Below are 26,376 nucleotides of genomic sequence, written 5' to 3'. Positions count from 1 at the left end.
CTCTGATGAATGAAATGATGACCCTCGCAAGCGCCGCCGGTATGACCGTCGGCCTTGCTGTTTGTGCTCTCATCGCGGGCCTGGTGCTGGCGATGATATTCGCTGGCTGGGAGTCGCTGCGCCTGAGGCCGCTGGCGTGGATAGGCACCGGTCTGGTGACGCTGATCCGTGGCCTGCCGGAAATTCTGGTGGTGCTGTTTATCTATTTTGGCGCTTCACAGCTGCTGCTCACCCTCTCTGATGGTTTCACGCTGAACTTCGGGCTGTTTACGCTGCCGGTTCAGATGCAGATAGAGAACTTCGATGTCAGTCCGTTCCTGTGCGGTGTGATTGCGCTGGCGATGCTCTATGCCGCCTACGCCTCACAGACGCTGCGCGGCGCACTCAAAGCGGTGCCGGTCGGTCAGTGGGAGTCGGGTCAGGCGCTGGGCATGAAAAAATCGGCCATTTTTCTCCGGCTGATTATGCCGCAGATGTGGCGTCACGCCCTGCCCGGTCTGGGTAATCAGTGGCTGGTACTGCTGAAAGATACCGCGCTGGTTTCGCTAATCAGCGTCAACGATTTGATGCTGCAAACCAAAAGTATCGCGACGCGTACCCAGGAGCCGTTTACCTGGTTCCTGGTGGCGGCCGCGATCTACTTAGTGATTACGCTGTTCAGCCAGGCGGTGTTACGCCGCATCGAACTGCGCACCACCCGCTTTGAACGGGGGAACAGCTAATGCTGGCCTATCTGCCCGAACTCCTGAAAGGGCTGCACACCAGCCTGACGCTGACGGCGGCCTCGCTGGTAGTGGCACTGCTGCTCGCGCTGCTCTTCACCGTGGTGCTGTCGCTGAAGACGCCGGTACTGAATCCGCTGGTAAAAGGGTTTATCACGCTGTTTACCGGTACGCCGTTGCTGGTGCAGATCTTCCTGATCTACTACGGTCCGGGACAGTTCCCCTCGCTCCAGCAGATCCCCTGGCTGTGGCATTTACTGTCGCAGCCGTGGCTGTGCGCGATGCTGGCGCTCTCGCTGAACAGTGCGGCTTATACCACGCAGCTGTTTTACGGTGCGGTCCGGGCGATTCCTTCCGGACAGTGGCAGTCGTGCGCAGCACTCGGTATGAGCCGCAAAGATACCCTGCGCATTCTGCTGCCTTATGCATTTAAACGCGCCCTCTCCTCCTACTCCAATGAAGTGGTGCTGGTGTTTAAAGGCACCTCGCTGGCCTACACCATCACCCTGATGGAAGTCATGGGCCACGGCCAGCTGCTCTATGGTCGCACCTATGATATTACGGTCTATGCCGCGGCGGGTCTGATTTATCTCTGCGTTAATGGTTTGCTGACGCTGATGATGCGCCTGATCGAAAAACGTGCCCTGGCCTTTGAACGGCGTAACTGAATACCGGGCGAGGCTGCTCGCCCCTTTCGCCTGAAAACCCACTATAATTGCATAAAAATTCATTTTATGGCAGGGTATCGCCTTCTCTGGCTGACCACATCACAGGAATCATAAAATGAAAAAATGGATTATCGCTGCTGCGCTGGCTTCGCTGGCAGTGACCGCGCAGGCTGCGGAAACGATTCGCTTCGCTGCTTCAGCAACCTATCCGCCCTTTGAATCTCTGGACAAAGGAAATAACCTCGTCGGGTTTGATATCGATCTGGCTAAAGCGCTGTGCCAGCAGATGAAAGCGGAGTGTACCTTCACTAACAATGCCTTCGACAGCCTGATTCCGTCACTGAAATTTCGCCGCTATGACGCCGTGATTTCCGGTATGGATATCACCACGGAGCGCAGCAAGCAGGTCGATTTTACCCAGCCCTATTACGCTAATTCCGCCATCGTGATCGCGCCCAAAGGCCGGTTCAGCAGCTTTGGTGATTTGAAAGAAAAGCGCATCGGCGTTGAAAACGGCACCACCCACCAGAAATACCTGCAGGATAAGCATCCGGAAGTGAAAGTGGTGGCGTATGACAGCTATCAGAATGCGATTCTGGATATGAAAAGTGGCCGGCTGGATGGCGTGTTTGGCGACAGCGCGGTAGTGAATCAATGGCTGAAGACCAATCCGGATCTCGCCACGGTCGGTGAACATGTCACGGATGCAGACTACTTCGGTACCGGCCTTGGCATTGCCGTGCGCAAAGGCAATATGGCGCTGCGCGATCGGTTCAATCAGGCACTGACTGAACTGAAAGCCAACGGCAGCTGGCAGCAGCTCAATCAAAAGTGGTTCCCGGAGTAAGGACCGGGTGAAACTCCGGACTTAGTGCTGACGGCGGGTTAACAGCGTCAGCACTTCAAAATGCGCGGTGTGCGGGAACATGTCGAACAGCTGCACTTTTGTAACCTCATAGTCACTCAGCCGGGCAATATCCTGCGTCATGGTCTGCGGATTACAGCTTGAATAGATCAGATAGTCCGGAGCCATCTGGCTGAGATAGTCACACAGCGCCTCACCCATCCCACGGCGCGGCGGATTCACCAGCACCAGCTGCGGCACTGCGTCGCGTCTGGTGGCAAACGCCGTCGAATCCAGCGCCGCAAACTGCACTTTTTCCAGCCCCAGCATTTCAGCAGAACGTCGGGCGCATTTAATCGCCTCAGCGCTAATCTCGATGCCGGTCAGTTCCATCTGCGGTGTCGCGCAGTGCAGGCCAAAACCACCTACGCCGCAGAAGAGATCCCACATGCTGTTAACCGGCAGCGCACGCACCCAGTCGCGCGCGGTGGCATAGAGTGCGCTGGCAACCTGCGGGTTGGTCTGAAAGAAGCTCTGCGGGCGGATCCACAGCGGCACGCCATTGAAGTTCTCTGCCAGCGACTGATCGGTCGTGAGTGCAATCTCCTCTTCTCCCTCCAGAATCGCCATATGCACCGGCTGAATATTGACCGAGATCACCGCCAGCTGCGGTAACTGCTGTTGCAGCCACGGCAATGCCGCACGCAGCTGTTCCAGCTTGGCGGCTGAGCGCAGGACAAAACGCAGCATCACGCCGCCCTGCTGGCTCTCGGTGATCAGCAGAAATTTGAGTTCGCCGCGTTTACGCGCCACGTTGTAAGGCGTCAGCCCGGCACGGGCGATAAAGGGCTTAAGCGCTGCAAACACCGGCTGAAAGCTGGCGGGATAGAGCGGACAGTCGCAGAGATCGACCGGCTCACCATCACGGTGAATAAGACCCAGCACCGGACGCTCGACGCTGCCGCTGACCACCATTTTGGCTTTGTTACGAAATGCCTGCTGCGCTGATGTTACCGGCGGCAGCCAGACCGCAACCGGCTGTTCAGCCAGTAGCTGCTCCAGCATCGACTGTTTGTCGTTCAGCTGAGTGGGATAGGGTTTTTCCAGCCACTGACAGGAGCGGCAACGGTTAGCGTCATAAAGCGCGCAGTGCATGGTAAAGCCTTAACGATGGGGTCGGGCGGAGCGCGATTGTATCACCGCTTTCTGAAAAAAGCGCGGCTGCTGGCAGGCAGAAACAGCAACATTAGCACGACCAGATCCGGGATTTTCTGCGACAGGGTGTGGTGGATAATCTGGACGTTATTGTCGCCATCAATGCTGAAAATCTCGGGGTAGATCCCGCCCAGCGAGGCGACCAGCATATAGCAGAGCACTATCACCTGGGTTGCCACATATCCCCAGCGGCCACGGTTACTGCCGCGCATCAGGGTAAAGGCGCAGCGCAGTTCGAACAGGAAGATCAGCTGGCTGGCGATAAAAATAAGCGTAGCGTCCCAGGACTGGGCGCTGCGATGAACAAAGTTAGCGATTTCACTGTAACCCAGCTCATTGGCCAGCATCAGTACGCTCAGGCAGCGGGTCGCAATAATAGCAATGCCCGCGACCGTCACCGGAACCGGTGCGTCTGAAAGCGTTGCACTGCTTTTGAAGATTTCTGACATAGTCCCTGGCTCCACCTGATCGAAAAACGGGCCGGTTAAACCGGCCCGTTCATATAGTGGCAAAGGTTACGTATTTCAGCCACGTTTAGCTTTCTGAATATCGCTTAAACGCTGTTTTTCTTCGTGCGCCATGAATCGCCAGGCGATAAAACCGACTAAACCGACCACAAACAGGATCAATGAAGCCAGCGCATTGATTTCCGGGTTCACGCCGCGGCGTACGGTAGCGAAGATCGCCATCGGCAGCGTGGTGGCCCCCGGGCCAGTCACAAAGCTGGCGATCACCAGATCGTCAAGTGACAGGGTAAATGCCAGCAGCCAGCCGGTCACAATTGCTGGCGCAATCATCGGCACGGTAATGACGAAAAAGACCTTCAGCGGCGTCGCGCCTAAATCCATCGCCGCCTCTTCGATTGAGCGGTCCAGTTCACGCAGACGCGAGTTGATTACCACCGCCACATAGGCGGTACAGAATGTGACGTGCGCCAGCCAGATGGTCAGCATCCCGCGCTCACTCGGCCAGCCAAAAGCGTTGCCCATGGCCACAAACAGCAGCAGCAGCGACAGGCCGGTAATCACATCGGGCATCACCAGCGGCGCCGTCAGCATAAAAGCAAAACCGTTGTGCCCACGGAAACGACCAAAGCGCACAATGATCACCGCCGCCAGTGTGCCCAGCACCACCGCCATGGTGGCCGACAGCCCGGCAATGCTCAGACTCAGTAGCACCGCGTCAATCATCGCGCTGTCCTCAAACAGCACTTTGTACCAGTGGAATGAGAAGCTGTCCCACACTGTCACCAGCGGTGAGCTGTTGAAGGAGTAAACCACCAGCAGCAGCATCGGCGCATAGAGGAAAAGGAAGCAGCAGACCAGAATGCCGGTACGCCAGGGCGAGCGGATGGTTGGCAAATTATTCATGCCTTCTCTCCCATTTCACGGTTTTGATGCTTATGGAACCAGATGATTGGCAAAATCAGGATCAGCAGAATAATCACCGCCAGCGCGGAGGCCACCGGCCAGTCGCGGTTATTGAAGAACTCCTGCCACAGGATACGGCCAATCATGATGCTGTCCGGGCCACCCAGCAGTTCAGGGATCACGTACTCCCCCACCGCCGGAATAAACACCAGCATCGACCCGGCAATAATGCCGCCTTTGGTCAGCGGCACAATCACGCTGAAAAAGGTCTTCAGCGGGCGTGCACCCAGATCCAGTGAGGCTTCCACCAGTGAGTAGTCGATACGGGTTAGCGCGGTATAAATCGGCAGCACCATAAACGGCAGATAGCAGTAGACGATACCTATATAGACCGCGGTATTGGTGTAGAGGATCACCAGCGGATGATCGATCACGCCCAGCCACAGCAGGAACCGGTTCAGAATACCGTTGTTATTTAGCAGGCCCATCCAGGCGTAGACGCGCACCAGAAACGAGGTCCATGACGGCAGGATCACCAGCAGCAGCAGGATGGTGCGCATCGACGGCTTGCTGTGCGCCACGGCCCAGGCAAGCGGATAGCCAATCAGCAGACAGATGACGGTCGAGATCGCCGCCACTTTCAGCGACTGCAGATAGGCGTCAATGTAGAGCGGATCGTCGGTCAGCGTCAGGTAGTTGCTGAAGTTGAGCACAATACTGAACTGGTCGTCAGCCCAGCTCACCAGCTCGGTGTAAGGGGGAATCGCTCGCGCAATGTCCGCGAAGCTGATCTTCAGCACCGTCAGAAAAGGCAGCAGGAATAACAGCACCAGCCAGACATAAGGCAGTGCGATCACCAGCTTGCGGCCATGCTGCATTTTTACCCGCGTGGCCCAGCGTTGCAGCGGCGTGCCGACCAGTCGGGCGGGCGCTTTAGCGCGTTGGAAAATCTGGCTCATAGCCGCTCCTTAAACTGTCAACACCACGCAGCTGTCGCTTTCCCAGCAGAGGCGGACTTCATCACCCCAGGTCGGCAACCCTTTGCGGTAGCGATGCGCGTTTTGCAACTGTGCGCTGATCATCTGTCCGCTGTGCAGACGGACATGGAAAATGGAGAGGTCGCCGAGATAGGCGATGTGAACCACTTCGCCCACCGCAAAGTTACAGCCATCGGCAGGCACGTCGTCGCACAGCATGACTTTTTCCGGACGCAATGCGACATGCACCGGCACGTTATCCACTACCGAAACATCGGAGTCGACTTTCAGCGGATGCATCAGGCCAGGACTCTCAATCACCAGACCATCTGCCTGACGTTCACGCAGTAAGCCTTCAAAGACGTTAACCGACCCAATAAATTCGGCACTGTAGCGGCTGGTTGGATGCTCGTAAATCTCCTCCGGCTCGCCAATCTGCACGAATTTACCGCGATTCATAATCGCGATACGGCCCGCCATCGTCATCGCCTCTTCCTGGTCGTGCGTCACCATCACGCAGGTCGCGCCCACACGCTCCAGAATATCGACCACTTCCAGCTGCATCCTGTCGCGCAGTTTTTTGTCCAGTGCGCCCATTGGCTCATCGAGCAGCAGCAGTTTTGGCCGTTTCGCCAGGCTGCGTGCCAGCGCTACGCGCTGACGTTGACCACCGGAGAGCTGATGCGGTTTGCGTTTTGCAAACTCCTGCATATGCACCAGTGCCAGCATTTCAGCGACGCGGCTGGTGATCTCCCCTTTCGGCAGCCGATCCTGCTTCAGACCAAAGGCGATGTTCTGCTCTACCGTCATGTGCGGGAACAGTGCGTAAGACTGGAACATCATGTTGATCGGACGCTGATAGGGAGCAACGTGCGACAGATCCTGACCATCCAGCACAATCTGGCCGCTTGTTGGGGGCTCAAAACCGGCAAGCATACGCAGCAGCGTGGATTTCCCACAGCCCGAAGCGCCCAGCAGGGCAAAGATTTCACCTTTATAAATGGTCAGACTGACATCATCCACGGCGTGCTGCCCGTCAAAGGATTTGGTCAGGTTGCGAATTTCCAGCAGCGGCGTTAACGCCTTTGCGGTTTTATGTTGAGGACGGGAAATGGCATCGTTCACAAAGGGTTCTCTCCGGAGCCAGGCGGAACATTGCGGCGAAGTTTGCCGCTAAAAATGGCACAACAGAGGCCGGGGTTGCGCCTCTGTTGCTGATGCGTGACAGGTCAATCCGTTAAGGACGAACTACTTACCACTTTTTACTTTAGTCCATGCGCGGGTACGCACACGATCCAGTTTCGGATCCTGGACTTTCAGCACGAACAATTTCGACATCGCTTCTGGCGTCGGGAAGATACCCGGGTTGTTGCGGACGTCGGCATTGATCAGCGGCAGCGACGCTTTGTTGCCGTTGGCGTAGTTCATTTTGTTGGAGACATCAGCGATCACTTTCGGATCCATGATGTAGTTCAGCCAGGCGTAAGCGCCGTCGAGGTTTTTCGCATCTTTCGGGATCGCCATCATATCGAAGAAGGCCAGAGCCCCCTCTTTCGGCACGCTGTAGCCCAGATGCACGCCGTTTTTCGCCGCGTCGGCACGGTTTTTTGCCTGCAGAATATCGCCCGACCAGCCGATGGCCACACAGATGTTACCGTTAGCCAGATCGTTGATGTACTGCGACGAATGGAAGTAGCGGATATTCGGACGCAGCTTCAGCAGCAGGTCGGTCGCTGCGCCGGAATACTCTTTAGAATCCGAGGAATTCGGATCTTTACCCAGATAGTTGAGCACGGTGGCGAAGATCTCTTCCGGTGCATCCAGGAAGGAGACGCCACAGCTTTTCAGCTTCTCCAGATTTTCCGGCTTCAGAACCAGATCCCAGCTGTTGACCGGCGCATCGGCGCCCAGTGCGGCTTTAACCTTGTCGATGTTGTAACCGATACCGGTGGTGCCCCAGAGATATGGAATGGCATATTTATTACCCGGATCGTGCTGCGCCACTTTTTCCATCAGCGCCGGATCAAGGTTTTTGTAGTTAGGCAGTTTGCTCTTGTCCAGCGGCTGGAATACGCCGGACTGCAGCTGACGCGCCAGGAAGCTGGAAGATGGCACCACGACATCGTAGCCGGTACTGCCCGCCATCAGTTTGCCTTCCAGCACTTCGTTGGAGTCAAACACATCGTAGACCACTTTAATGCCAGACTGCTTTTCAAAGTTCGGGACGGTATCTGGCGAAATATAATCGGACCAGTTGTAGACGTGCAGCGTTTTATCTTCCGCCATACTGCTGGCCGACGCGGCCATCAGCGCAGCAGCTACCAAAGCTGACAGCCATTTCTGACGTGAGTTGAACATATTTTTCCATCCTCCTGAGCGGGTCATTTCAACGCTGCAAACCTGAGATCCCTGCATTGCGTTCTGTACAATACGTCAGTGACACAATGAATCATTATTCAGCGGGAGTTTAATAGCAAAATCCTATAGCTGGGACGCAGTTACACGTCTGTTACAGCCCCGCAAGCATAGCCCCCCCTGTCAGGCTTCACCAGACCCCAGCGTAAAAAACGCCTGAAACCGATATTTTATGCATGTTTGAGCTATGAGGTTCGGCTTTGATGGCATAAACCACGACAAATATGTGGCGGTAAAGGGCAAAATGCAGAATAAAAAAAGGTGGCGGCAAATCACGGGCATAAAAAAGCCGTCTCAGGGACGGCTTAATGGGTGACCCTATCGGGCTTAGTGCAGCACAGAATGAACGCTGGCCACCGGAACGTGCTCTTCTTCTTCACCCACAATCAGCAGATTATTGGCAAAGGCCTCCAGGATCACCATGGATATTTGTTCTTCACTCTGTTTCATAAAGTGTGAGAACTGACCAAAGGTTAATCCGGCGGTAGTGGTCATTGACTGACAGACAATGAGCTTCGGCAGATTATCATCCTGAATGTCGATAAAGGCTTTCACCGTCAGTGAACTGGCATTGATTTGCGACAGATCGCCAACCAGCGGAATCAGCGCCGTTGGCTTAACTTCAGCCAGCGCCGAAAACAGAATGACGTTGTCGACCAGATCGATTTTGGCGTCAAACACCCCATCGAAGTTTTGCATGTGCGGCAGATGAAGTGCCTGACAGGCATCGCATTCGAACCAGGTGATATTTTGCTGATCCAGCCAGCGACGCAGCAGGTCGATATCCGGAACGACAAGAGAATCCATCGTAAAATCCCAGTGGGGTGATAAACAGGCGACTTAGCTTACGGAAAAATGCGCGGCGATGCCACGAAAACTGCTGAAAAGCGCGTGTCAGCCAGCGGTTTTAGGACGGAGCCCGGGGGTGGCCTGCTGCTCAATCCGCAGAATCATCAGCGCAGCAATGTTAAGACCGCTGCTGGTTTCAATGCCTTCCAGCCCGGGCGAGGCGTTCACTTCCATCACCAGCGGACCGCGATGCGCACGCAGAATATCGACACCGGCGATTTCCAGCCCGAGGGTGGCCGCTGCTTTCACAGCGATCTGCCGCTCCTGTGGCGTGATCGCTATCGGATACGCTTTACCGCCGCGATGCAGGTTAGAACGGAAATCGCCCTCTTTCGCCACCCGCTCTATCGCTGCCACCACCTGATTGCCAATCACCAGACAGCGAATATCTCGTCCCTTTGCTTCTTTAATGAATTCCTGCACCAGGATATGGGCATTCAGGCCGCGGAAGGCATCGATGACGCTCCCGGCCGCCTGACGCGTCTCCGCCAGCACCACACCAACACCCTGGGTGCCTTCTACCAGCTTAACCACCAGCGGCGCACCGCCCACCATCGCGATCAGATCGTCAGTGTCATCGGGTGAGGAGGCAAAGCCGGTGACCGGCATGTCGATGCCTTCGCGTGCCAGCAGCTGCAGCGAGCGCAATTTGTCCCGGGTACGGGTAATCGCGGCGGACTCATTCAGCGGATAGCTGCCGCACATCTCAAACTGTCGCAGCACTGCCGTACCGTAAAAGGTAATGGCATTGCCAATGCGCGGAATAACCGCGTCGAAATGGCCCAGCGGTTCACCACAATAGTGAACCGCTGGGGTGGCGGGATTGATATTCATATAGCAGGAGAGCGGATCGATGATTTGCACCGCGTGGCCGCGTGCAGCGGCCTCGTCACGCAATCGCCGACTGGAGTAGAGCGTCTCATCGCGCGACAGAATGGCTATCTTCATCGCAGCTCTCCCCTGTGCATTAACGCGTGGCCCAGCCCTGCTGATGCAGATAATCGAGCATAAAAGGACGCGTCTCTTTAATAATCAGCCGCTGGATCAGCTCGCTCCAGGTTTCGCTGCGCTGGTTGCTGTCGCGCTGCTGATAGTAGAGTTCCGTGCGGCTGTCATATTCGGCCAGCACTGTCGCATCCAGAGGCTGATAGCGGTTTTCATGCACCAGCATCGCATGCGGCATACGCGGTTTGACGTCCGGCTTTGACTCCGGATGCCCCAGGCAGAAACCAAACAGCGGCAGCACAAATTTCGGCAGACCCAGCAATTCGGTTACTTCCACGATGCTGTTACGAATTCCGCCGATAAAGACGCCGCCCAGATCCAGCGATTCCGCTGCGACCATCGCATTCTGCCCCATCAGGGCGGTGTCGACGCAGCCCAGCAGCAACTGCTCGGCACGGCCCAGTTGCGCGTCCGGGCAAATCTGCAGGTGGCGATTAAAGTCCGCGCAGAAAACCCAGAACTCAGGAGCATCTGCGACCCACTTTTGTCCACCGGTCAGCGTCACCAGCTTGTCACGCAGCGCTTTGTCGGTGATACGGATTATAGAAGAGCACTGTAAAAAGCTGGATGTGGACGCCGATTGCGCCGCATTAATAATCGCTTCACGCTGAGCTTCGCTGACTGGCTGGTCAGTAAAGGCGCGGATTGAACGGTGGCTGCACAGTAAATCAATGGTCGGTGTCATAACGTCTCCAGCAATATTATCTTTTTTTATCAATCTGATTGAACAGCTGTGGTGCGATAGCTTTCGCGGTGCGCCACATCAATAGCCAGGCAGCATCAGCACAACGCCAGCGATGAACAGCACGGTAGCCAGCGTTCTGGCATCAGCCTGATCTGGCAGCGGCAGCCAGTGGTTAATCAGCAGCAGCGCACCCAGAATTAACAGGCCGCCAGCCGCCTCCAGCACCACGATAAACCGGGGTAATCTGGCCACACTTTGCATCACATCCTCCTGCCCTTGCGGCTTACTGAGCGTCAATTATGGTCAACAACCCAAAAATTGCGCGGGTTACACGGTTTGCAGTCGTGAAAAAGCCCTTGTTTCAGACGCTTCCTGAACGGCGGCAATAGCGTGCGGGCATCAGACTAACAGGCAAATCCTGCTTTCCTTAAGCGATACGAGCGGGCATGATGGTTGCCATTCTCTGTTTGATCATGTGATACACGTCACATAATCGTCGCTGCAAGGAGTTCTTAATGATTGCTGTTATTTTTGGTCGTCCGGGCTGTCCCTACTGTGTCCGTGCCCATGAACTGGCCGACAAACTGACCGCGGAGCGCGATGACTTTAGCTATCAGTATGTTGATATTAATGCAGAAGGCATTACTAAAGCCGATCTGGAAGCCAGCGCGGGTAAACCCGTCAGCACCGTACCGCAGATTTTCGTGGACGAAAAACATATTGGTGGTTACACCGAGTTTGCGGCCTGGACCAAAGAGAATCTGGGATTTGTCGCGTAAGCGCAGATAACCGGAATGATAGAGGCGAGGCAGGATTTCTCTGTCTCGCCTTTTTGCTTTCTGACTGACGTCAGCCCTCGGGCACCGTGTTAGTTAAGTGACGCCATTACAATCTGCATTAACCGCACCAGCAGCGCCCCGCAGCCTGCCCAGAATAGCGCGCTAAGACTCCACGCGATGGCAAACAGTCCGCTGCTGTGAATAAACAGGCTGTTATTGAGCAGCAGTGCTGCCAGCAACGTTCCCCAGAGCCCCATCAGCAGCGTGCTTTTTAACGGGCTTTGCACCTGCATCAACGCCATCACAATACCGGGTAACATAAAGAGCAGTAATTCGGGCTGACCGCGAAGCGGGCCGGGACCGACCTGCCAGAAATGACAGGTTAAAACAAATACCAGACTGTACAACACCACGCCGCACAGGCGGGTAGTCCAGAGATAAGAACGCTGCGGCATACCACCCCACTGATTAAAAGTAACCCCGACAATAACCTGCTGATATCCCTGATGCGTTCTGGTGGAAATAAAAAGAAACAGTTCGTTATGGCAACGAATGAAACAGCGAATAGCTGTATAAGATATTTGTGATTAGAATAGCGCCGCGATAACGGTTCCATTTGCAGTGTTGATACAACAGAACCTCAACGGCCTGATCACGATAGCGAAAAAAAGGCCACTCTTCAACAAGTTACACGTAAACAAGAAGTTAAACAGTGAATATTAACGTCGCAGGATTGTTAAGCGGAAATGACATTTTGTTATTATTTGTCGTTTTGGCGCTCGGCCTCTGTCTGGGAAAGTTGCGTCTTGGCTCGGTTCAGCTGGGAAATTCGATTGGCGTGTTAGTGGTTTCGCTCTTATTAGGGCAGCAGCACTTCGCGATCAATACCGATGCGTTGAGTCTGGGCTTTATGCTGTTTATTTTTTGTGTTGGTGTTGAAGCGGGTCCCAACTTTTTTTCTATTTTCTTTCGCGACGGCAAAAACTATTTCATGCTCGCCATCGTCATGGTGGTCAGTGCGCTGTTGCTGGCACTGGGGCTGGGCAAACTCTTTGGCTGGGATATTGGTCTCACCGCCGGCATGCTGGCCGGGTCGATGACCTCAACGCCGGTGCTGGTGGGCGCAGGTGATACCCTGCGGCAAAGCATCAGCGATCCAAAGCAGCTTGGATTGATGCAGGATCAGCTGAGCCTCGGTTACGCTGTGACCTACCTGATCGGCCTGGTCAGTCTGATTTTCGGCGCACGCTACCTGCCCCGTCTGCAACATCAGGATCTGCCGACCTGTGCGCAGCAGATTGCGCGGGAACGCGGTCTGGATGCCGACAGCCAGCGTAAAGTCTTCCTGCCGGTGATCCGCGCCTATCGTGTGGGCCCGGAACTGGTGGCGTGGAGCGGCGGCAAAAACCTGCGCGAGCTGGGTATCTATCGTCAGACAGGTTGTTACATTGAGCGTATTCGCCGCAACGGTATTCTCGCCAGTCCCGATGGGGATGCGGTGCTGCAGCTTGGTGATGATATCTCGCTCGTGGGCTATCCCGATGCACATGCCCGGCTCGACCCCAGTTTCCGTAACGGCAAAGAGGTGTTTGACCGCGATCTGCTGGATATGCGCATCGTCACCGAAGAGATCGTGGTGAAGAACCACAACGCAGTGAACAAACGCCTCAGCAAGTTAAACCTTACCGATCACGGATGCTTCCTGAACCGGGTGATACGCAGTCAGATTGAGATGCCGATCGACGACAGCATCATGCTCAATAAAGGTGATGTGCTGCAGGTCAGCGGCGAGGCGAGACGGGTGAAAAGCGTGGCAGATCGCATCGGTTTTATCGCGATTCACAGTCAGATGACCGATCTCCTGGCCTTCTGCGCTTTCTTTATCGTGGGTCTGATGATTGGTCTGATTACGTTTCAGTTCAGCAATTTCAGTTTTGGAATCGGTAACGCGGCGGGTCTGCTGTTCGCCGGTATTATGCTCGGTTTCCTGCGCGCCAACCATCCGACCTTTGGCTATATTCCGCAGGGCGCGCTTACCATGGTGAAAGAGTTTGGCCTGATGGTGTTTATGGCGGGTGTGGGATTAAGTGCCGGCAGTGGGATTAATCACGGGCTGAGCAGTGATGGTGCGCTGATGCTGCTGTGCGGTCTGCTGGTAAGCCTGATTCCGGTGATCATCTGCTATCTGTTTGGGGCCTATGTGCTGCGGATGAACCGCGCCCTGCTGTTTGGGGCCATCATGGGCGCGCGAACCTGCGCACCCGCCATGGAGATCATCAGCGATACGGCACGCAGTAATATTCCGGCGCTGGGCTATGCCGGAACCTATGCGATCGCCAACGTGTTACTGACGCTGGCGGGGACGCTGATTGTGATTATCTGGCCGATACTGCCCTTATAAAATTTTTTTGCTGACGTCCAGAACTTTATTGTTAAGCGATAGTCATAATAAGTGCCACTGCTTTTCTTTGAAATCCCCAAATTGTGGAGCCCGCTGGTCTTTTTCCCGGCGGGTTTTTTTATGCCTTTTTTTCATCCGATCCTGCGCTTATATACTGAAATTACCTCTCAAACCGTCATAAAACTTAAACAGTTATGCAACTCATTATGAGATTAAGAGCCTTTCCATAGACGAACTGGCCGACAAAAAGCAGGATAGCGCACTGTTAAGTTAGCAAATTGTGCTGATTGATTGGTCGGGCGCGCTGTCGCTGAACGTTTATTTGCCGCTGTTATCGTGCCTGGGTGACCGGATGTTGCCTGAAGCTGATGACCGGCCTGTCTGCTGAGGAATTTATCCCGATATGGAAGAGCTGAACCACGCACTGTTTACTGCTATCAATGCCACACCGGCGTCACCCGCCTGGTTGCTGCAGCTGGCGACCTTTATTGCCAGAGATTTGATCGCTATCGTGCCGCTGTTAATCGTCGCGATGTGGCTCTGGGGACCGCGCGATCAGGTTTCTTCACAGCGGGTGCTGGTACTGAAAACGGGTATGGCGCTGATCTATGCGCTGGCGATCTCATGGTGTGTGGGCCATCTGCTGCCGCATCCCCGCCCTTTCGCCATTGGTTACGGTTATCAGTTCCTGCACCACGCCGCTGATGACTCTTATCCCAGCGATCACGGCACGACAATATTCACCTTTGCTCTGGCCTTTATTTTCTGGCATCGCCTCTGGTCGGGTGTAGTGCTGATGGTGGCGGGTTGCGCCATCGCCTGGTCGCGGGTCTACCTGGGCGTTCACTGGCCAATGGATATGCTGGGTGGGTTCCTGGTAGGTCTGCTGAGTTGTCTGGCATCGCATCTGGCGTGGCAGTTCTATGGCGAGCGGATGCTGGCGGTGATCAACCCGCTCTATCGGGCATTATTTGCTTTACCGATTCGTAAGGGCTGGACGCAGAATTAAGAAAGGGATGCGGTTACGTCTCCTTAATTGTCTGGAATCTGCTTCAACTGGCGGTAAGATCAAACCTGCGCAGGGAACAGGGTCAGATCGGAAAGACGCAAAAACCGCCATCCATGGCACGCTCGACCCGCGCCGTCCATGGCGCGGGACGCTTTCCTCTTCTGACCCAGTTCCCAGCGCGCTGGGCTAAAGCGTTGCTGCTGAATTCTGATTTGGAAACAGCACTCGTCTCAGGGACGCCTCAGCGTCCCTGCTCGCTTATGAGAGCCACTTCCCGAACCAGCCGTTGAACTTCATCATCACAAAATCAATCATCCGGCTGAAGAAGCCGCCTTCCGGCACATCCTGCAGTACCACCAGCGGACGCTGCTCAATCGTCTTACCGTCTAACTGAAAGTCGATGGTGCCGACCACCTGATTCTTCTTCAGCGGCGCTTCGAGTTGTGGTGTCGTGAGTCTGAAACTCGCCTTCAGGTTCTTCATCTGCCCTTTCGGGATGGTCAGCGCGGCATCTTTCGCCACGCCCAGATTCACCTGGCTCTTATCACCAAACCAGACCCGCTGCTGCGCAAACGGCGCATCCGCTTTAATCGGCGTCACCGTTTCAAAGAAACGAAAGCCCCATGTCAGCAGCTTTTCACTTTCGCGGAAACGAATCGCATCGCTGGCGGTGCCGAGCACCACCGAGATCAGACGCATGTCGCCTTCGGTCGCGGAAGCCACCAGGTTATTACCCGCGCCGGAGGTGTGACCGGTTTTGACACCATCCACCTTGAGGTTGGTGCTCCACAACAGACGGTTACGGTTAATCTGGCGAATCTTATTAAAAGTGAACTCTTTCTCTTTATTCAGTGCGTACTCTTCGGGCACATCGCGGATCAGCGCCTGAGCAATCAGCGCCATATCACGCGCGGTACTGTACTGCCCTTCTGCATCCAGACCATGCACCGTCATAAAGTGAGTATTTTGCAGTCCCAGCGCCTTCACATAGTTGTTCATCAGTCCGATAAACGAATCCTGACTGCCCGCCACATAGTCCGCCAGCGCAATACAGGCGTCATTACCTGACTGGATCACAATCCCTTTGTTCAGCTCATGAACTGGTATCCGATCGCCAGGCTTGAGGAACATCAGCGAAGAGCCACGCAGCTTAGGATTGCCGGTCGCCCAGGCATCCTGTCCCACGGTGACCAGGTCATCCGGTTTGATTTTGCCCGCTTTAATCGCCTGACCGACCACGTAGCTGGTCATCATCTTGGTCAGACTGGCAGGGTCGAGACGCTGATCGGCACTGGATTCGGTTAACACTTTACCGCTGGCGTAATCGATCAGAATCCACGCTTTAGCATCAATGCCAGGCGCAGCCGGAGCCTGCTCAGCAAAAGCACTGATGGGGGCGATAATCAGTAATGAGGTGGCAACGAGGTGCCGCAGGCGAGATGTGAAGCGAGTGTTTGTCATGGGCTTGGCCGGATTGTCCTTGTTAAATCAAAATTCCAGGGGCAGAAAATTCTCACTCAAACGCTAACCCTTGCCGGCAGCGAAAAAAACCGTCGAATCGTAAAGTTTTTTAGAGTTTAGTAGAGTAACCCTGGCATAAGCGCCGCGCGCGTGCCGCTTTTCGCCGCGTATGTCACTTTCAAAACTGCGTGAAATTCCGATTTTTCGCAGAAGAGTTAAGCCCGTCACAATTATCGGCTAACCTGAAAGCCAGTCAGCCGAGGAGACCGACCATGGACTTAGCCCTTTTTGATCTTGATGAAACACTGATTTGTGAAGACAGCACCAGTCTGTGGCTGCGCTGGCTGGTATCACAGGGATTCGCCCCCAGCGAACTGATTGATCAGGAACAGGCATTAATGAATCAGTACTACGCCGGCACGCTATCGATTGAAGAGTATATGAATAAAACACTCTCCCCGCTGGCAGGCATGGCAACACTGACTGTTGAAGGCTGGGTGCGCCGCTTCATTCATCGCGACATCATGCCACGCGTTTATCCTGCCGCCCGCGAGCGCATTGAGTGGCACCGGGCACGCGGTGACAGAGTGATAATCATCTCCGCCAGTGGCGAACATCTGGTGGTGCCGATTGCCGAGAATCTGGGTGCCTGCGGCGCGCTGGCGATTGGCGTTGAGATCGTGGATGAGCGCTACAGCGGCAACACCTACGGCACCATGACCTACAAAGAGGGCAAAGTGACCCGCCTGGGTGACTGGAAAGCGCTGCAGCAGGAGGAGAACTTTGACCGCACCTGGGCTTACAGCGACTCCATGAATGACCTGCCGCTCCTCCAACAGGCCGATCATGCCCACGTCATTAATCCTGACGAACAACTGCACCAGGAAGCGCTAAACCGCGGCTGGCAGATTTACCACTGGGCACGCTGACTCAGCGCCTGTCCCGGCAGGCATTATTATTTCGGGCTGTCGGGACACGGTCTGCGCGCATTCATCAGCGAGTACACGTAATACGTGAAGAGGGTGAGCACGGCTCAGGTCCAGACTGACAAATGAAATCGTCTGCCAGCCCGGGTCCTTAGCCGCGGGACGCGCCAGCGTCCTGCGCTAATCCCACTTTCAGCAGTTTGCCATTGGCCTCATCGGTCAGCACATAGAGCCAGCCATCCGGTCCCTGCCGCACATCGCGGATGCGCGCTTTCTGATCGCCCAGCAGGCGCTGCTCTTCCACCACTTTTTCGCCGTTAAGACTCAGACGGATCAGGTTTTTCTCTTTCAGTGCCCCGATAAACACTGAATTCTTCCACTGCGGAAAACGGGCGCTATTATAAAATGCCATGCCGCTGATGGCCGGAGAATCCTTCCAGTGATAAAGCGGCTGTTCGGTGCCTGCAGCATGGGTGCCCATTGATTCCGGCACCTTATCGCCGTTGTAGTCAATGCCGTACGTCGCCAGCGGCCAGCCATAGTTTTTGCCACGGCTCATGATATTTACTTCATCGCCACCGCGCGGGCCATGTTCATTTTCCCATATCGTGCCGGTCCAGGGGTTGTGCGCCAGTCCCTGCGTATTACGCAGTCCATAGGCCCAGATCTCAGGCCGTGCGCCGGGCTTTCTCACAAACGGATTATCGTCTGGCACGCTGCCATCGGCGTTAAGCCGCAGCAGTTTGCCCTGCAGCTTATCGAGATCCTGCGCGGCACTGCTGACAAAATTATCGCCGAACGCGATCCAGAGGTAGCCCTGCGTATCAAACGCCAGCCGGGTGCCGATATTGTTGCCGCTGGAGAGCATCGGCGTCTGCCGGACTACCTCGCGGAAATCGCTGAGTTGCTGGTTATCCGGACTCAGCGTCCCGACGCCCACGACGGCACCTGCTTTACCGCTGCTGTTCGCCTCGGTGTAGCTGAGCCAGACACGACGGCTGGTCGCAAAATCAGGTGCCAGCACGACATCCAGCAGGCCACTCTGCCGTTCTGCCCAGACCTTTGGCACACCCCGAATCGGCTGCGACAGGCCACTCTCCGGGCTCCAGCTGCGCAGCGCTCCGCTACGCTCGGTAATCAGCAGCGTTTTGTTATCGGGCAGGAAGGCAACAGACCATGGATGTTGTAACTTATCCTGCAAGACCTCGACTTTTACGTCAGCGGCAAACAGTGGCGAGGCGCAGAACAGCGCGCCGCCGAGCACAAGAGCAGTCGAAAAACGGGACATAAGGTTCTCCTGACGGGATAGCGTGCCCTTAAGCGTAGTCATCCACTGCGTGGTGAACCTGAGGATTTACAAAAGATTAAACAAAGTGACAAGGATGCGTTGCCCCAAAGGTTATGGCGCGTTGAAACTGACCGTGTCACGAACCAGCGTATCAATACCCGGCTTCAGATCATCAAAAATGAGTGGCGTCGTGCTGTTACTGACCGTTTTGCCAAAAGCTTTTCGTATAACCCGTATCAACGGTTTGCTGGTCACGGCATCGCTGGCTTCGATTTCCAGGGACAGTTCACTGTTCTGAGTTCGGTGACCTGAGGCCGCCATTGTACTGGCGACGACTGCCGCAATCGGCACCACTTCGTAAAACTGTGCGCCCTCGTTCTCTGCCCAGACGGCGGTGATCGCGGCACGTACTTTAAGGGCATGTGACGAAGCCTGATTAACCAGCGGCAGACGGGTGGCAATCGCCCCTTTTAACTGAATATCGGTGTAACTGCGCATCTGATCCAGCGTCTGCTGACTGACGCGAGCCGTAGGCCGTGCAGCCGGATAGAACACGACCGGTATATAGAGCACATCCTGATACTGGCTGCTCTTATAGTCGGGAGACACCCAGCGCAGGGTTGGTTACCCGCTGGCTGATTCAGAGGGCTTTAGCTGGCTGTAATCTGCTAAGAAACCCGAATAGTGCTGCTTGTCTGCAACATGAGAAGTACATCCACTGAGCAACAGTGCGGAGACAGCCAGCAGAGCAGTAACGGACGTTTTACGCATGATCAACTCGCTTGTGTCAGGAAGGTTTAAGCAAGCATAGATAAATCACGGAGAAAATGCTTAAAACAGGCGTCTTTTCAAGGGGGTTATCTGAGCATAAGATCGGAAAATACCCGCTGCATAACACAGCGGGTGAAAAGCATTACTCGAAACTGGCATCAGGATTATCAGACAGGGTGATGAACTGCTTACCGCCCTGAGTCAGTGCCATGATGGTGCCGGTTTCGATGTCGTAAACCCAGCCGTGCAGGCGCAGTTTGCCGTTACGCAGGGCAACGGAGACCGACGGATGAGTCTTCATGTTATTCAACTGAGCGATCACGTTCTCTTTAACCATCTCGTTCAGCTTCTTCTCTGGCGAGTCATATTCACGCTGCTCAACTACCGCTTTTGCCGCATCGGCATAGCGCAGCCAGTGCTCAACCGCAGGCATAGTATCCATGCAGGCGCAGGAAGCGATGGCGTTCATGGCACCGCAGTTGGAGTGACCGCAGATGATGATGTCTGAGACGCCCAGCGCGACCACCGCATATTCGATCGTGGCGGAGACACCGCCCGGCTCCGGGCCAAATGAGGGAACGATGTTGCCCGCATTGCGGATAACGAACAGCTCTCCTGGCTCCTGCTGCGTCACCAGTTCCGGCACCAGACGGCTGTCTGAACAGGAGATGAACAGCGCTTTCGGATTTTGATTTGACGCCAGGCTTTTGAAAAGATCCTTCCTTTCAGGAAACACATTCTGCTGGAAATTCAGAAATCCGTTGATGATCTCTTTCATTATTTAGCTCTCACATTATCCATTTCATTACCTGAGGGGCATAGCCCCCTCAGTGGGGTTTGCTGGTTTATTATTAATGAAAACAAGTGAATATCAACCCGCGTTTTTCGGACAGCTCTGAACTGATGGCATCGTCAGCGTTTCGCTTATCCGCCATCCAGCGTTTTCGGAGCCGATTTCTTTTTACAGCACGGGACGTTACCGGAAAAGGCAGAGTGTGATCCAACCGATTTTTTTGTCCGAACCGTGGACCAGCTTTTACGCGTTTTTTCATTACTTTACGTCGCGGTTTGACCGAAACCAAAGATTTCTCATTTGCATCTGGCCTTTCAGGGCTGACAAAGGGGAGCAGGATAACGCCCGGAGAACGAGCCGGGCGGGTTCAGGCAATGACGGAAGCCACGGTGGAGGTGGCCGGGGGAGGAAATTTAGCGTTTAACCATACTGCTGCTGATGCGCTTTTTTGCGGCGCAGGTAGTCCTCATCTTCGCGCAGTTTGTCCCAGTAAGCTTTGAAAATAGCGGCCGCAGCGGCCTTTTCCTCATTAACGCCGCGCGGCAGCTCCTTGCCGTCCGCATCATATTTGCGGCCGCCTTTGTGATTACTGTAACGCCGCGCTCGGGTATATCCCATCTGGATAAATTTGCGCGCCATATCCATGCCGACAAAATCGTCCTGACGCCGGTAATCCTCAAACAGCGCCATGATTTTTTCAGCCGACTCTTCAGCAATGGGAACGGTGCGAAAACGCCAGTGCGGCAGAATTTCGCTTTTATAAGGCTCGACCATCAGCACACCCTGCTCACCTCGCCCGACCTGATAACGCTCGGGATGCTGGCGGAAGTCGATTGTGCTGAAGTCCTGATCATAATCGAAAGGTTTCATCTCTTTAGTTTAGGATCAAGTGCGTCACGTAGCCCGTCGCCGAGCAAATTAAATGCCAGAACCGTGAAGAAAATCGCCAGACTGGGGAAAATCGCCACGTGCGGGGCAATCACCATATCGGCCCGCGCCTCATTCAGCATGGCGCCCCACTCCGGCGTGGGCGGCTGTGCACCCAGCCCGAGAAACGACAGACTGGCGGCGGTAATGATGGAAGTACCAACCCGCATAGTGAAATAGACCACAATCGGCGATACCGTGCCGGGCAGGATATGCCGTATCAGGATCGTCCAGTCAGAGGCGCCGATGCTGCGTGCCGACTCAATATAGGTCTGATGCTTCAGCACCAGCGTGTTACCGCGAACCAGACGGGCAAAGGCCGGGATACTGAAAATAGCGACTGCCACAATCACGTTGCTCATGCCGCTGCCCATAATCGCCACCACCGCAATCGCCAGCAGAATGCCGGGGAAAGCAAACAGCACATCACAGATGCGCATGGTGATACGGTCCCACCAGCCTTCGTAATACCCTGCCAGCAGACCAAACAGCGTGCCAATCACTGCGCCAATAACCACCGAGAAAAAGCCGGCAATCAGGGAAATACGCGTGCCGACCAGCACCCGGCTGAAGATGTCGCGACCCAGCGAATCAACGCCAAAGAAATGCATCATCGATGGACCGTCGTTGAGCCGGTCATAATCGAAGTAGTTCTCTGCGTCGAACGGCGCAATCCACGGGGCGATCACCGCCAGTACAATCAGTATCAGCACAAATACCCCGGCCAGCAGCGCCACCGGCTGATGCCGGAAGCGTCGCCAGAACTCACGCCATGGCGTACGCACCCGGTTCTCCACTATCAGCGGCATCGTTTTCAGTGCCGCTTCACGTCGCCAGTTTTTCATCGCGACTCCTTAAAGCGAATAGCGGGGTTAATCACCGCATAGAGCATGTCGACAAACAGATTGATCAGAATAAACTCCAGTGAAAACAGCAGTACTTCAGCCTGAATAACCGGATAGTCGCGCATCGCCACGGAGTCGACCAGCAGACGCCCCAGGCCCGGCCAGTTAAACACCACCTCGACCACGATTGAGCCACCCAGCAGAAAACCAAACTGCAGCCCCATCATCGTGACCACTGGGATCATCGCGTTGCGCAGGCCATGTTTCACCACAACCAGCGACTCGCGTACCCCCTTAGCCCTGGCGGTGCGCATGTAATCTTCCTGCATTACCTCCACGAACGAGGCGCGGGTAAAGCGCGCCATGACCGCGGCGACCGCTGCACCCAGGGTGATGGAGGGCAGAATGTAATGCTTCCAGCTCTCAGCCCCGACGGTGGGCAGCCAGCCCAGCTCAACCGAGAAGACCTGCATCAGCAGCATCCCCAGCGCAAAGGCAGGAAACGAAATGCCCGACACCGCCAGCGTCATCCCCAGCCGATCGGGCCAGCGGTTACGCCAGACAGCCGAAACGATGCCGATGGTCATGCCAAAAATTACCGCCCAGATCATGCTGGCCAGCGTCAGCCACAGTGTCGGCATAAAGCGTGAGGCGATCTCATCCGCAACCGGCCGCTTTGAGACCATCGACTGACCGAAATCACCCTGCAGTGCATTCAGCATAAAGTGCCAGAACTGCTGTGGCAGCGGCAGATCGAGACCCAGCTCCTGACGCACCAGCGCCACCACCGAGGCATCCGCTTCCGGCCCGGCGATGAGGCGTGCCGGGTCGCCCGGCAGCAGGTGAACAAACAGGAATACCAGCACCGCCACGATCAGCAGTGTGGGGATCAGCCCAAACAGTCGTTTGAGAAAGTAGTTAAACATGCATGCAACATCCTGCAGTTGCGGCCAGCCACGCGGGCTGGCCGGCTCCGTTACTTCAGCGTGGCCTCATCAAAATTGAATGAGGTATCGGGCATCACATAAAAACCAGTCAGGTTTTTGCTGTTGGCAGAAACCAGCTGCTCAACCACCAGCGGGATCCACGGATGGTCCTGCCAGATGGTATCCTGCGCCTCTTTGTAGAGACGCGCTTTTTCAGCACGGTCGGTGGTTTTCAGCGCATCGGCCAGATCTTTATCGACCTTAGGATTGCTGTAAAACGCGGTGTTGAAGATTGCCGGTGGCCAGGCTGCGGTGGCAAAGAGTGGCGTCAGCGCCCAATCGGCTTCACCGGTTGAGGCGGACCAGCCGGTGTAGAACATGCGCACGCCGCTCTCTTTCTGGCCTTTACCTTCGACTTCAGCAGCTCGCTGACCCGCATCCATCGCTGTGACTTTTACCTTCACGCCAATCTGCGCCAGCTGCTGCTGAGTGAACTGCAGCACCTTCTGCGCGGTGCTGTGGTTGTGCGACGACCAGAGCGTGGTTTCAAATCCGTTCGGGTAGCCCGCCTCTTTCAGCAACGCTTTCGCTTTAGCGGGATCGTAGCCGATAGCCGGATAGGTCTGCGCAAAGTCAATGGCGGGCGGCACGATGCCGGTCGCAGGCGTGGCGTAACCGGCGAAGGCCACCTTCGCCAGCGCCTGACGGTTGATGGCATACTCCAGCGCTTCACGCACCTTCGGATTATCGAACGGCTTCTGCGTGACGTTAAGGCTGATGTAACGCTGCATAATCGAAGGCGTGGTCACCACATCGAGCTTGTTGTTCTTCTCCAGCAGTTTCGCCTGCTCATAAGGCACCGGGAACGCAAGGTTCGCTTCGCCGGTCTGCAGCATGGCCGCGCGGGTGTTGTTATCCACCACCGGTCGCCAGGTAATGCTGTCCAGTTTCGGATAGCCCGGTTTCCAGTAGCCGTCCCACTTCTTGACCTTCACAAAGTCGGTCTGATTCCAGGTTTCAAACACAAACGGACCGGTGCCCACCGGATGGAAACCGATCTCTTTGCCATATTTTTTCAGCGCGGTGGGCGAAATCATCGCCGCCGCCGGATGGGCCAGATTGTTGATAAAAGCAGAGAACGGCTCTTTCAGCGTCACCTTCACCGTCGTCGGATCCACGACTTCGGTACTGGCGATGCGTTTGAACAGGTTGAAACGCTTAAGATGATTATCCGGATTGCTGGCACGATCGAGGTTGACCTTCACCGCATCCGCATTGAAGTCCGTGCCATCCTGGAATTTAACCCCGGAGCGCAGCTTAATCGTGTACGTCAGGCCATCGGCGCTGGCCTGGTAGCTCTCCGCCAGCACATTGGTGAGTTTCATATCCTTATCGAAGCCAAACAGCCCCTGATAGAACGATTTCGCCACCGCCTGCGACAGCGTGTCGTTGGCATCATAGGGATCGAGCGTGGTGAAGTTGGACGCGACGGCAATCACCGCATCCTGTGCTGCCCAGGCGGGCAATGTCATTGCGCTGCTTAACACGCCAGCCGCCAGTAACCCTTTACGCATCGTAATCTGCATCTTCTTCTCCTGTAATCCCTGTCGGGTTGGTCGCCGGGGCGACATCTTCACTGTTCAGGTCGCGCTGATAACGTGGCGGGCGACGAAATGGCCCGGAGCCACCTCCATCAGCGGCGCCACTTCAGGTTCATCCCCTAACGCATGAATCGGGCTGGGGATCTCATCGACCAGTAAGGCGCGTTCACGACGCCGGTGCGCCGGATCGGCTACCGGCACCGCGGCCATGAGTTTTCGGGTATAGGGGTGCTGAGGCTGTTCAAACACCGCCTGGCGCGGCCCTATCTCGACAATCTGACCAAGATACATTACCGCCACACGGTGGCTGACACGCTCCACCACCGCCATATCGTGAGAAATAAACAGAAAGGCGATGCCAAACTCGCGCTGCAGGTCGAGCATCAGATTAATAATCTGCGCCTGAATCGACACATCCAGCGCCGAGACGGATTCATCGGCGATGACCACCTTCGGATTCAGCGCCAGCGCGCGGGCAATACAGATACGCTGGCGCTGCCCGCCGGAAAATTCATGCGGATAGCGCTGAGCATGTTCCGGCAGCAGACCGACTTTATCCAGTAACCAGGCGACACGCTGTTCCGCCTCGCGACGCGGCATCGCCTTGTGGACCAGCAGCGGCTCCATAATTGAGAAGCCAACCGTCAGCCGGGGATCAAGCGAGGCGTAGGGATCCTGGAAAATGAACTGAATATCGCGCCGCAGAGGGGCGAGTGCAGCACCTGTGAGATGGTCGATGCGCTGTCCGTCAAATGTCAGCGTGCCGCCCTGGCTGGCAACCAGCTTCAGCAGCGAGCGTCCGGTGGTCGATTTACCACAGCCCGACTCCCCCACCAGCGCCAGGGTCTCTCCGGCATAGAGATCAAAACTGACTTTTTCGACGGCATGGACCCGGCTTTTGACGCGATTCAGCAGGCCGCCGCGAATATCGAAGCGGGTGACCAGATCGCGTACCTGCAGAATGGGGGGCTGCAGGCGGCGTACCGTATCCTGCGGTACGTCATCAACCGCGTCGCTATGCAGCAGCGGGAACTTGGCCGGCAGGGGCTGGCCCTGCATCGAACCGAGTCTGGGCACCGCGGCCAGCAGCGCCTGGGTGTAGGGCTGCTGCGGTGCGCTGAACAGTTCGGCGACGGGCGCATTCTCCACCACATCACCGCGATACATGACCTGAACGCGATCGGCCATTTCGGCAACCACGCCCATATCGTGCGTGATAAAAATCACCCCCATCTGCATCTCTTTTTGCAGCACGCGGATGAGTTGCAGAATCTGCGCCTGAATAGTGACATCGAGTGCGGTGGTCGGCTCATCGGCAATCAGCAGCGCCGGTTTGCAGCAAAGCGCCATCGCAATCATCACGCGTTGACGCATTCCGCCTGAGAGCTGATGCGGAAAACGAGACAGGACATTGTGCGCATCGGGGATGCGCACCAGATCAAGCATCCGCCGCGCCTCTGCCAGTGCCGCGGCGTGGCTCAGCCCCTGATGAAGACGGATGGATTCAGCAATCTGCTCGCCCACGGAGAAGACCGGATTCAGCGAGGTCATTGGCTCCTGGAAGATCATCGCCATATCCGCGCCGCGCACCCGACGCATCTGACTTTTTGAGGCGCGCATCAGATCCAGCACCTCGCCGTTGCGACGACGTAATTGCACCTCACCGCTCACCCTGCCGCCAGCCTGCTCAATCAGCCGCATCAGCGCCAGCGAGGTGACCGATTTTCCTGAACCTGATTCTCCTACCAGCGCCAGCGTTTCGCCGCGAAACAGATCGAGTGACAAATGACGCACCGCGTCTGTGACGGTGGCTTCGTGCTGAAAACGCACACTGAGATCGCGCACCGCCAGCACCTGATCAGGGGCCAGCGGCGGTAACGTTTGCCTGTCGCTCATTTC

General features: G+C 55.7%; 26 protein-coding genes and 1 pseudogene. 7 read left to right on the top strand and 20 right to left on the bottom strand.

Going from position 1 to position 26,376, the window contains the following annotated elements; genetic code table 11:
* The first annotated feature begins 5 nt into the window (after window positions 1-5).
* The 3 genes from artQ to QSK07_RS10490 all read left to right on the top strand — a co-directional run bounded on the left by artQ (window position 6) and on the right by QSK07_RS10490 (window position 2,237).
* A complete protein-coding gene (gene artQ, locus QSK07_RS10500) occupies window positions 6-722 on the top strand; it encodes an arginine ABC transporter permease ArtQ (protein WP_003849293.1) in 717 nt (238 codons plus the stop codon).
* Complete coding sequence (gene artM, locus QSK07_RS10495; protein ID WP_098051082.1) at window positions 722-1,390, top strand: arginine ABC transporter permease ArtM; 669 nt, start codon at window positions 722-724, stop codon at window positions 1,388-1,390. Before artQ ends, artM begins: the two co-directional genes overlap by 1 nt.
* Before the next feature lie 115 nt (window positions 1,391-1,505).
* Complete coding sequence (locus QSK07_RS10490; protein WP_098051083.1) at window positions 1,506-2,237, top strand: arginine ABC transporter substrate-binding protein; 732 nt, start codon at window positions 1,506-1,508, stop codon at window positions 2,235-2,237.
* A gap of 21 nt (window positions 2,238-2,258) precedes the next feature.
* On the opposite strand, the gene rlmC is transcribed toward QSK07_RS10490, so the two are convergent.
* The 10 genes from rlmC to QSK07_RS10440 form a co-directional block, all read right to left on the bottom strand.
* The gene (rlmC, locus tag QSK07_RS10485; RefSeq protein WP_275219793.1) at window positions 2,259-3,389 is read right to left on the bottom strand and encodes a 23S rRNA (uracil(747)-C(5))-methyltransferase RlmC; all 1,131 of its coding nucleotides are present in this window, start codon (window positions 3,387-3,389) and stop codon (window positions 2,259-2,261) included.
* 41 nt (window positions 3,390-3,430) lie between these two features.
* Window positions 3,431-3,898 carry a YbjO family protein gene (locus QSK07_RS10480; RefSeq protein WP_098051085.1) on the bottom strand — a complete coding sequence of 156 codons (468 nt, stop codon included), beginning with the start codon at window positions 3,896-3,898 and terminating at the stop codon, window positions 3,431-3,433.
* Window positions 3,899-3,973: 75 nt separating this feature from the next.
* Window positions 3,974-4,819, bottom strand: a complete 846-nt coding sequence (gene potI / locus QSK07_RS10475; RefSeq protein WP_013357282.1) for a putrescine ABC transporter permease PotI — start codon at window positions 4,817-4,819, stop codon at window positions 3,974-3,976.
* Window positions 4,816-5,778, bottom strand: coding sequence for a putrescine ABC transporter permease PotH (gene potH, locus QSK07_RS10470; RefSeq protein WP_285720742.1), 963 nt, complete (start codon window positions 5,776-5,778; stop codon window positions 4,816-4,818). Before potH ends, potI begins: the two co-directional genes overlap by 4 nt.
* A gap of 9 nt (window positions 5,779-5,787) precedes the next feature.
* Window positions 5,788-6,921, bottom strand: coding sequence for a putrescine ABC transporter ATP-binding subunit PotG (potG, locus tag QSK07_RS10465; protein ID WP_098051088.1), 1,134 nt, complete (start codon window positions 6,919-6,921; stop codon window positions 5,788-5,790).
* 123 nt (window positions 6,922-7,044) lie between these two features.
* Complete coding sequence (potF, locus tag QSK07_RS10460) at window positions 7,045-8,154, bottom strand: spermidine/putrescine ABC transporter substrate-binding protein PotF (protein WP_285720743.1); 1,110 nt, start codon at window positions 8,152-8,154, stop codon at window positions 7,045-7,047.
* Window positions 8,155-8,538: 384 nt separating this feature from the next.
* A complete protein-coding gene (locus QSK07_RS10455) occupies window positions 8,539-9,018 on the bottom strand; it encodes a YbjN domain-containing protein (protein WP_098051090.1) in 480 nt (159 codons plus the stop codon).
* Window positions 9,019-9,105: 87 nt separating this feature from the next.
* A complete protein-coding gene (rimK, locus tag QSK07_RS10450; protein ID WP_285720744.1) occupies window positions 9,106-10,008 on the bottom strand; it encodes a 30S ribosomal protein S6--L-glutamate ligase in 903 nt (300 codons plus the stop codon).
* Window positions 10,009-10,027: 19 nt separating this feature from the next.
* Window positions 10,028-10,750 carry an oxygen-insensitive NADPH nitroreductase gene (gene nfsA / locus QSK07_RS10445; RefSeq protein WP_285720745.1) on the bottom strand — a complete coding sequence of 241 codons (723 nt, stop codon included), beginning with the start codon at window positions 10,748-10,750 and terminating at the stop codon, window positions 10,028-10,030.
* Between the two features lie 78 nt (window positions 10,751-10,828).
* Window positions 10,829-11,011, bottom strand: a complete 183-nt coding sequence (locus QSK07_RS10440; protein WP_502921709.1) for a DUF1418 family protein — start codon at window positions 11,009-11,011, stop codon at window positions 10,829-10,831.
* 254 nt (window positions 11,012-11,265) lie between these two features.
* Here QSK07_RS10440 and QSK07_RS10435 point away from each other — a divergent pair, with 254 nt between their 5' ends.
* Window positions 11,266-11,529, top strand: coding sequence for a GrxA family glutaredoxin (locus tag QSK07_RS10435; protein ID WP_003849263.1), 264 nt, complete (start codon window positions 11,266-11,268; stop codon window positions 11,527-11,529).
* Between the two features lie 89 nt (window positions 11,530-11,618).
* Here the strand turns inward: QSK07_RS10435 and ybjM are convergent, their stop codons facing one another.
* Complete coding sequence (ybjM, locus tag QSK07_RS10430; protein WP_098051093.1) at window positions 11,619-11,984, bottom strand: inner membrane protein YbjM; 366 nt, start codon at window positions 11,982-11,984, stop codon at window positions 11,619-11,621.
* A gap of 257 nt (window positions 11,985-12,241) precedes the next feature.
* Between ybjM and QSK07_RS10425 the strand changes: the two genes are divergently transcribed.
* On the top strand, window positions 12,242-13,930 hold the full coding sequence (locus tag QSK07_RS10425; protein ID WP_013357276.1) for an aspartate:alanine antiporter: 1,689 nt from the start codon (window positions 12,242-12,244) through the stop codon (window positions 13,928-13,930).
* 403 nt (window positions 13,931-14,333) lie between these two features.
* Window positions 14,334-14,939 carry an undecaprenyl-diphosphate phosphatase gene (ybjG, locus tag QSK07_RS10420; RefSeq protein WP_013357273.1) on the top strand — a complete coding sequence of 202 codons (606 nt, stop codon included), beginning with the start codon at window positions 14,334-14,336 and terminating at the stop codon, window positions 14,937-14,939.
* 258 nt (window positions 14,940-15,197) lie between these two features.
* On the opposite strand, the gene QSK07_RS10415 is transcribed toward ybjG, so the two are convergent.
* Window positions 15,198-16,400 carry a serine hydrolase gene (locus QSK07_RS10415; RefSeq protein ID WP_071888658.1) on the bottom strand — a complete coding sequence of 401 codons (1,203 nt, stop codon included), beginning with the start codon at window positions 16,398-16,400 and terminating at the stop codon, window positions 15,198-15,200.
* A gap of 272 nt (window positions 16,401-16,672) precedes the next feature.
* Between QSK07_RS10415 and QSK07_RS10410 the strand changes: the two genes are divergently transcribed.
* Window positions 16,673-17,329 carry an HAD family hydrolase gene (locus QSK07_RS10410; RefSeq protein WP_098051094.1) on the top strand — a complete coding sequence of 219 codons (657 nt, stop codon included), beginning with the start codon at window positions 16,673-16,675 and terminating at the stop codon, window positions 17,327-17,329.
* A 148-nt stretch (window positions 17,330-17,477) separates the two neighbouring features.
* Here QSK07_RS10410 and QSK07_RS10405 read toward each other — a convergent pair whose 3' ends face one another.
* The 8 genes and pseudogenes from QSK07_RS10405 to QSK07_RS10370 form a co-directional block, all read right to left on the bottom strand.
* Entirely contained in the window at window positions 17,478-18,614 is a 1,137-nt protein-coding gene (locus QSK07_RS10405; protein WP_285720746.1) for a PQQ-dependent sugar dehydrogenase, read from the bottom strand.
* A 111-nt stretch (window positions 18,615-18,725) separates the two neighbouring features.
* Window positions 18,726-19,385 (bottom strand): annotated as a pseudogene (locus QSK07_RS10400) (DUF3313 domain-containing protein).
* Window positions 19,386-19,527: 142 nt separating this feature from the next.
* The gene (locus QSK07_RS10395; RefSeq protein WP_013357268.1) at window positions 19,528-20,163 is read right to left on the bottom strand and encodes a carbonic anhydrase; all 636 of its coding nucleotides are present in this window, start codon (window positions 20,161-20,163) and stop codon (window positions 19,528-19,530) included.
* A gap of 435 nt (window positions 20,164-20,598) precedes the next feature.
* Complete coding sequence (locus tag QSK07_RS10390; protein ID WP_098051096.1) at window positions 20,599-21,048, bottom strand: DUF4385 domain-containing protein; 450 nt, start codon at window positions 21,046-21,048, stop codon at window positions 20,599-20,601.
* Window positions 21,045-21,950, bottom strand: coding sequence for a glutathione ABC transporter permease GsiD (gsiD, locus tag QSK07_RS10385; protein WP_285720747.1), 906 nt, complete (start codon window positions 21,948-21,950; stop codon window positions 21,045-21,047). The genes QSK07_RS10390 and gsiD overlap by 4 nt, the downstream gene beginning before the upstream one ends.
* Window positions 21,947-22,876 carry a glutathione ABC transporter permease GsiC gene (gene gsiC / locus QSK07_RS10380; RefSeq protein WP_013357265.1) on the bottom strand — a complete coding sequence of 310 codons (930 nt, stop codon included), beginning with the start codon at window positions 22,874-22,876 and terminating at the stop codon, window positions 21,947-21,949. Before gsiC ends, gsiD begins: the two co-directional genes overlap by 4 nt.
* A 50-nt stretch (window positions 22,877-22,926) precedes the next feature.
* The gene (gene gsiB, locus QSK07_RS10375) at window positions 22,927-24,462 is read right to left on the bottom strand and encodes a glutathione ABC transporter substrate-binding protein GsiB (protein ID WP_285720748.1); all 1,536 of its coding nucleotides are present in this window, start codon (window positions 24,460-24,462) and stop codon (window positions 22,927-22,929) included.
* Between the two features lie 54 nt (window positions 24,463-24,516).
* A complete protein-coding gene (locus QSK07_RS10370) occupies window positions 24,517-26,373 on the bottom strand; it encodes a dipeptide ABC transporter ATP-binding protein (RefSeq protein ID WP_285720749.1) in 1,857 nt (618 codons plus the stop codon).
* Window positions 26,374-26,376 lie beyond the last annotated feature (3 nt).

Origin of the sequence: Pantoea sp. QMID4 (assembly GCF_030270445.1) — a bacterium.
Classification (GTDB): Bacteria; Pseudomonadota; Gammaproteobacteria; order Enterobacterales; family Enterobacteriaceae; genus Pantoea; species Pantoea vagans.
This window is presented reverse-complemented; position numbering and strand designations above follow the sequence as displayed.

What these genes read in the sequence shown, in the direction of transcription:
- QSK07_RS10410 (WP_098051094.1), top strand. Translation starts at nt 16,673, where the DNA reads ATGGACTTAGCCCTTTTTGATCTTGATGAAACACTGATTTGTGAAGAC.
- potH (WP_285720742.1), bottom strand. Translation starts at nt 5,778, where the DNA reads ATGAGCCAGATTTTCCAACGCGCTAAAGCGCCCGCCCGACTGGTCGGC.
- ybjG (WP_013357273.1), top strand. Translation starts at nt 14,334, where the DNA reads ATGGAAGAGCTGAACCACGCACTGTTTACTGCTATCAATGCCACACCG.
- QSK07_RS10490 (WP_098051083.1), top strand. Translation starts at nt 1,506, where the DNA reads ATGAAAAAATGGATTATCGCTGCTGCGCTGGCTTCGCTGGCAGTGACC.
- gsiB (WP_285720748.1), bottom strand. Translation starts at nt 24,462, where the DNA reads ATGCAGATTACGATGCGTAAAGGGTTACTGGCGGCTGGCGTGTTAAGC.
- artM (WP_098051082.1), top strand. Translation starts at nt 722, where the DNA reads ATGCTGGCCTATCTGCCCGAACTCCTGAAAGGGCTGCACACCAGCCTG.
- rlmC (WP_275219793.1), bottom strand. Translation starts at nt 3,389, where the DNA reads ATGCACTGCGCGCTTTATGACGCTAACCGTTGCCGCTCCTGTCAGTGG.
- ybjM (WP_098051093.1), bottom strand. Translation starts at nt 11,984, where the DNA reads ATGCCGCAGCGTTCTTATCTCTGGACTACCCGCCTGTGCGGCGTGGTG.
- gsiC (WP_013357265.1), bottom strand. Translation starts at nt 22,876, where the DNA reads ATGTTTAACTACTTTCTCAAACGACTGTTTGGGCTGATCCCCACACTG.
- artQ (WP_003849293.1), top strand. Translation starts at nt 6, where the DNA reads ATGAATGAAATGATGACCCTCGCAAGCGCCGCCGGTATGACCGTCGGC.
- potF (WP_285720743.1), bottom strand. Translation starts at nt 8,154, where the DNA reads ATGTTCAACTCACGTCAGAAATGGCTGTCAGCTTTGGTAGCTGCTGCG.
- potI (WP_013357282.1), bottom strand. Translation starts at nt 4,819, where the DNA reads ATGAATAATTTGCCAACCATCCGCTCGCCCTGGCGTACCGGCATTCTG.
- nfsA (WP_285720745.1), bottom strand. Translation starts at nt 10,750, where the DNA reads ATGACACCGACCATTGATTTACTGTGCAGCCACCGTTCAATCCGCGCC.
- QSK07_RS10415 (WP_071888658.1), bottom strand. Translation starts at nt 16,400, where the DNA reads ATGACAAACACTCGCTTCACATCTCGCCTGCGGCACCTCGTTGCCACC.
- QSK07_RS10455 (WP_098051090.1), bottom strand. Translation starts at nt 9,018, where the DNA reads ATGGATTCTCTTGTCGTTCCGGATATCGACCTGCTGCGTCGCTGGCTG.
- QSK07_RS10405 (WP_285720746.1), bottom strand. Translation starts at nt 18,614, where the DNA reads ATGTCCCGTTTTTCGACTGCTCTTGTGCTCGGCGGCGCGCTGTTCTGC.
- QSK07_RS10370 (WP_285720749.1), bottom strand. Translation starts at nt 26,373, where the DNA reads ATGAGCGACAGGCAAACGTTACCGCCGCTGGCCCCTGATCAGGTGCTG.
- gsiD (WP_285720747.1), bottom strand. Translation starts at nt 21,950, where the DNA reads ATGAAAAACTGGCGACGTGAAGCGGCACTGAAAACGATGCCGCTGATA.
- rimK (WP_285720744.1), bottom strand. Translation starts at nt 10,008, where the DNA reads ATGAAGATAGCCATTCTGTCGCGCGATGAGACGCTCTACTCCAGTCGG.
- QSK07_RS10435 (WP_003849263.1), top strand. Translation starts at nt 11,266, where the DNA reads ATGATTGCTGTTATTTTTGGTCGTCCGGGCTGTCCCTACTGTGTCCGT.
- QSK07_RS10480 (WP_098051085.1), bottom strand. Translation starts at nt 3,898, where the DNA reads ATGTCAGAAATCTTCAAAAGCAGTGCAACGCTTTCAGACGCACCGGTT.
- QSK07_RS10395 (WP_013357268.1), bottom strand. Translation starts at nt 20,163, where the DNA reads ATGAAAGAGATCATCAACGGATTTCTGAATTTCCAGCAGAATGTGTTT.
- QSK07_RS10390 (WP_098051096.1), bottom strand. Translation starts at nt 21,048, where the DNA reads ATGAAACCTTTCGATTATGATCAGGACTTCAGCACAATCGACTTCCGC.
- QSK07_RS10440 (WP_502921709.1), bottom strand. Translation starts at nt 11,011, where the DNA reads ATGCAAAGTGTGGCCAGATTACCCCGGTTTATCGTGGTGCTGGAGGCG.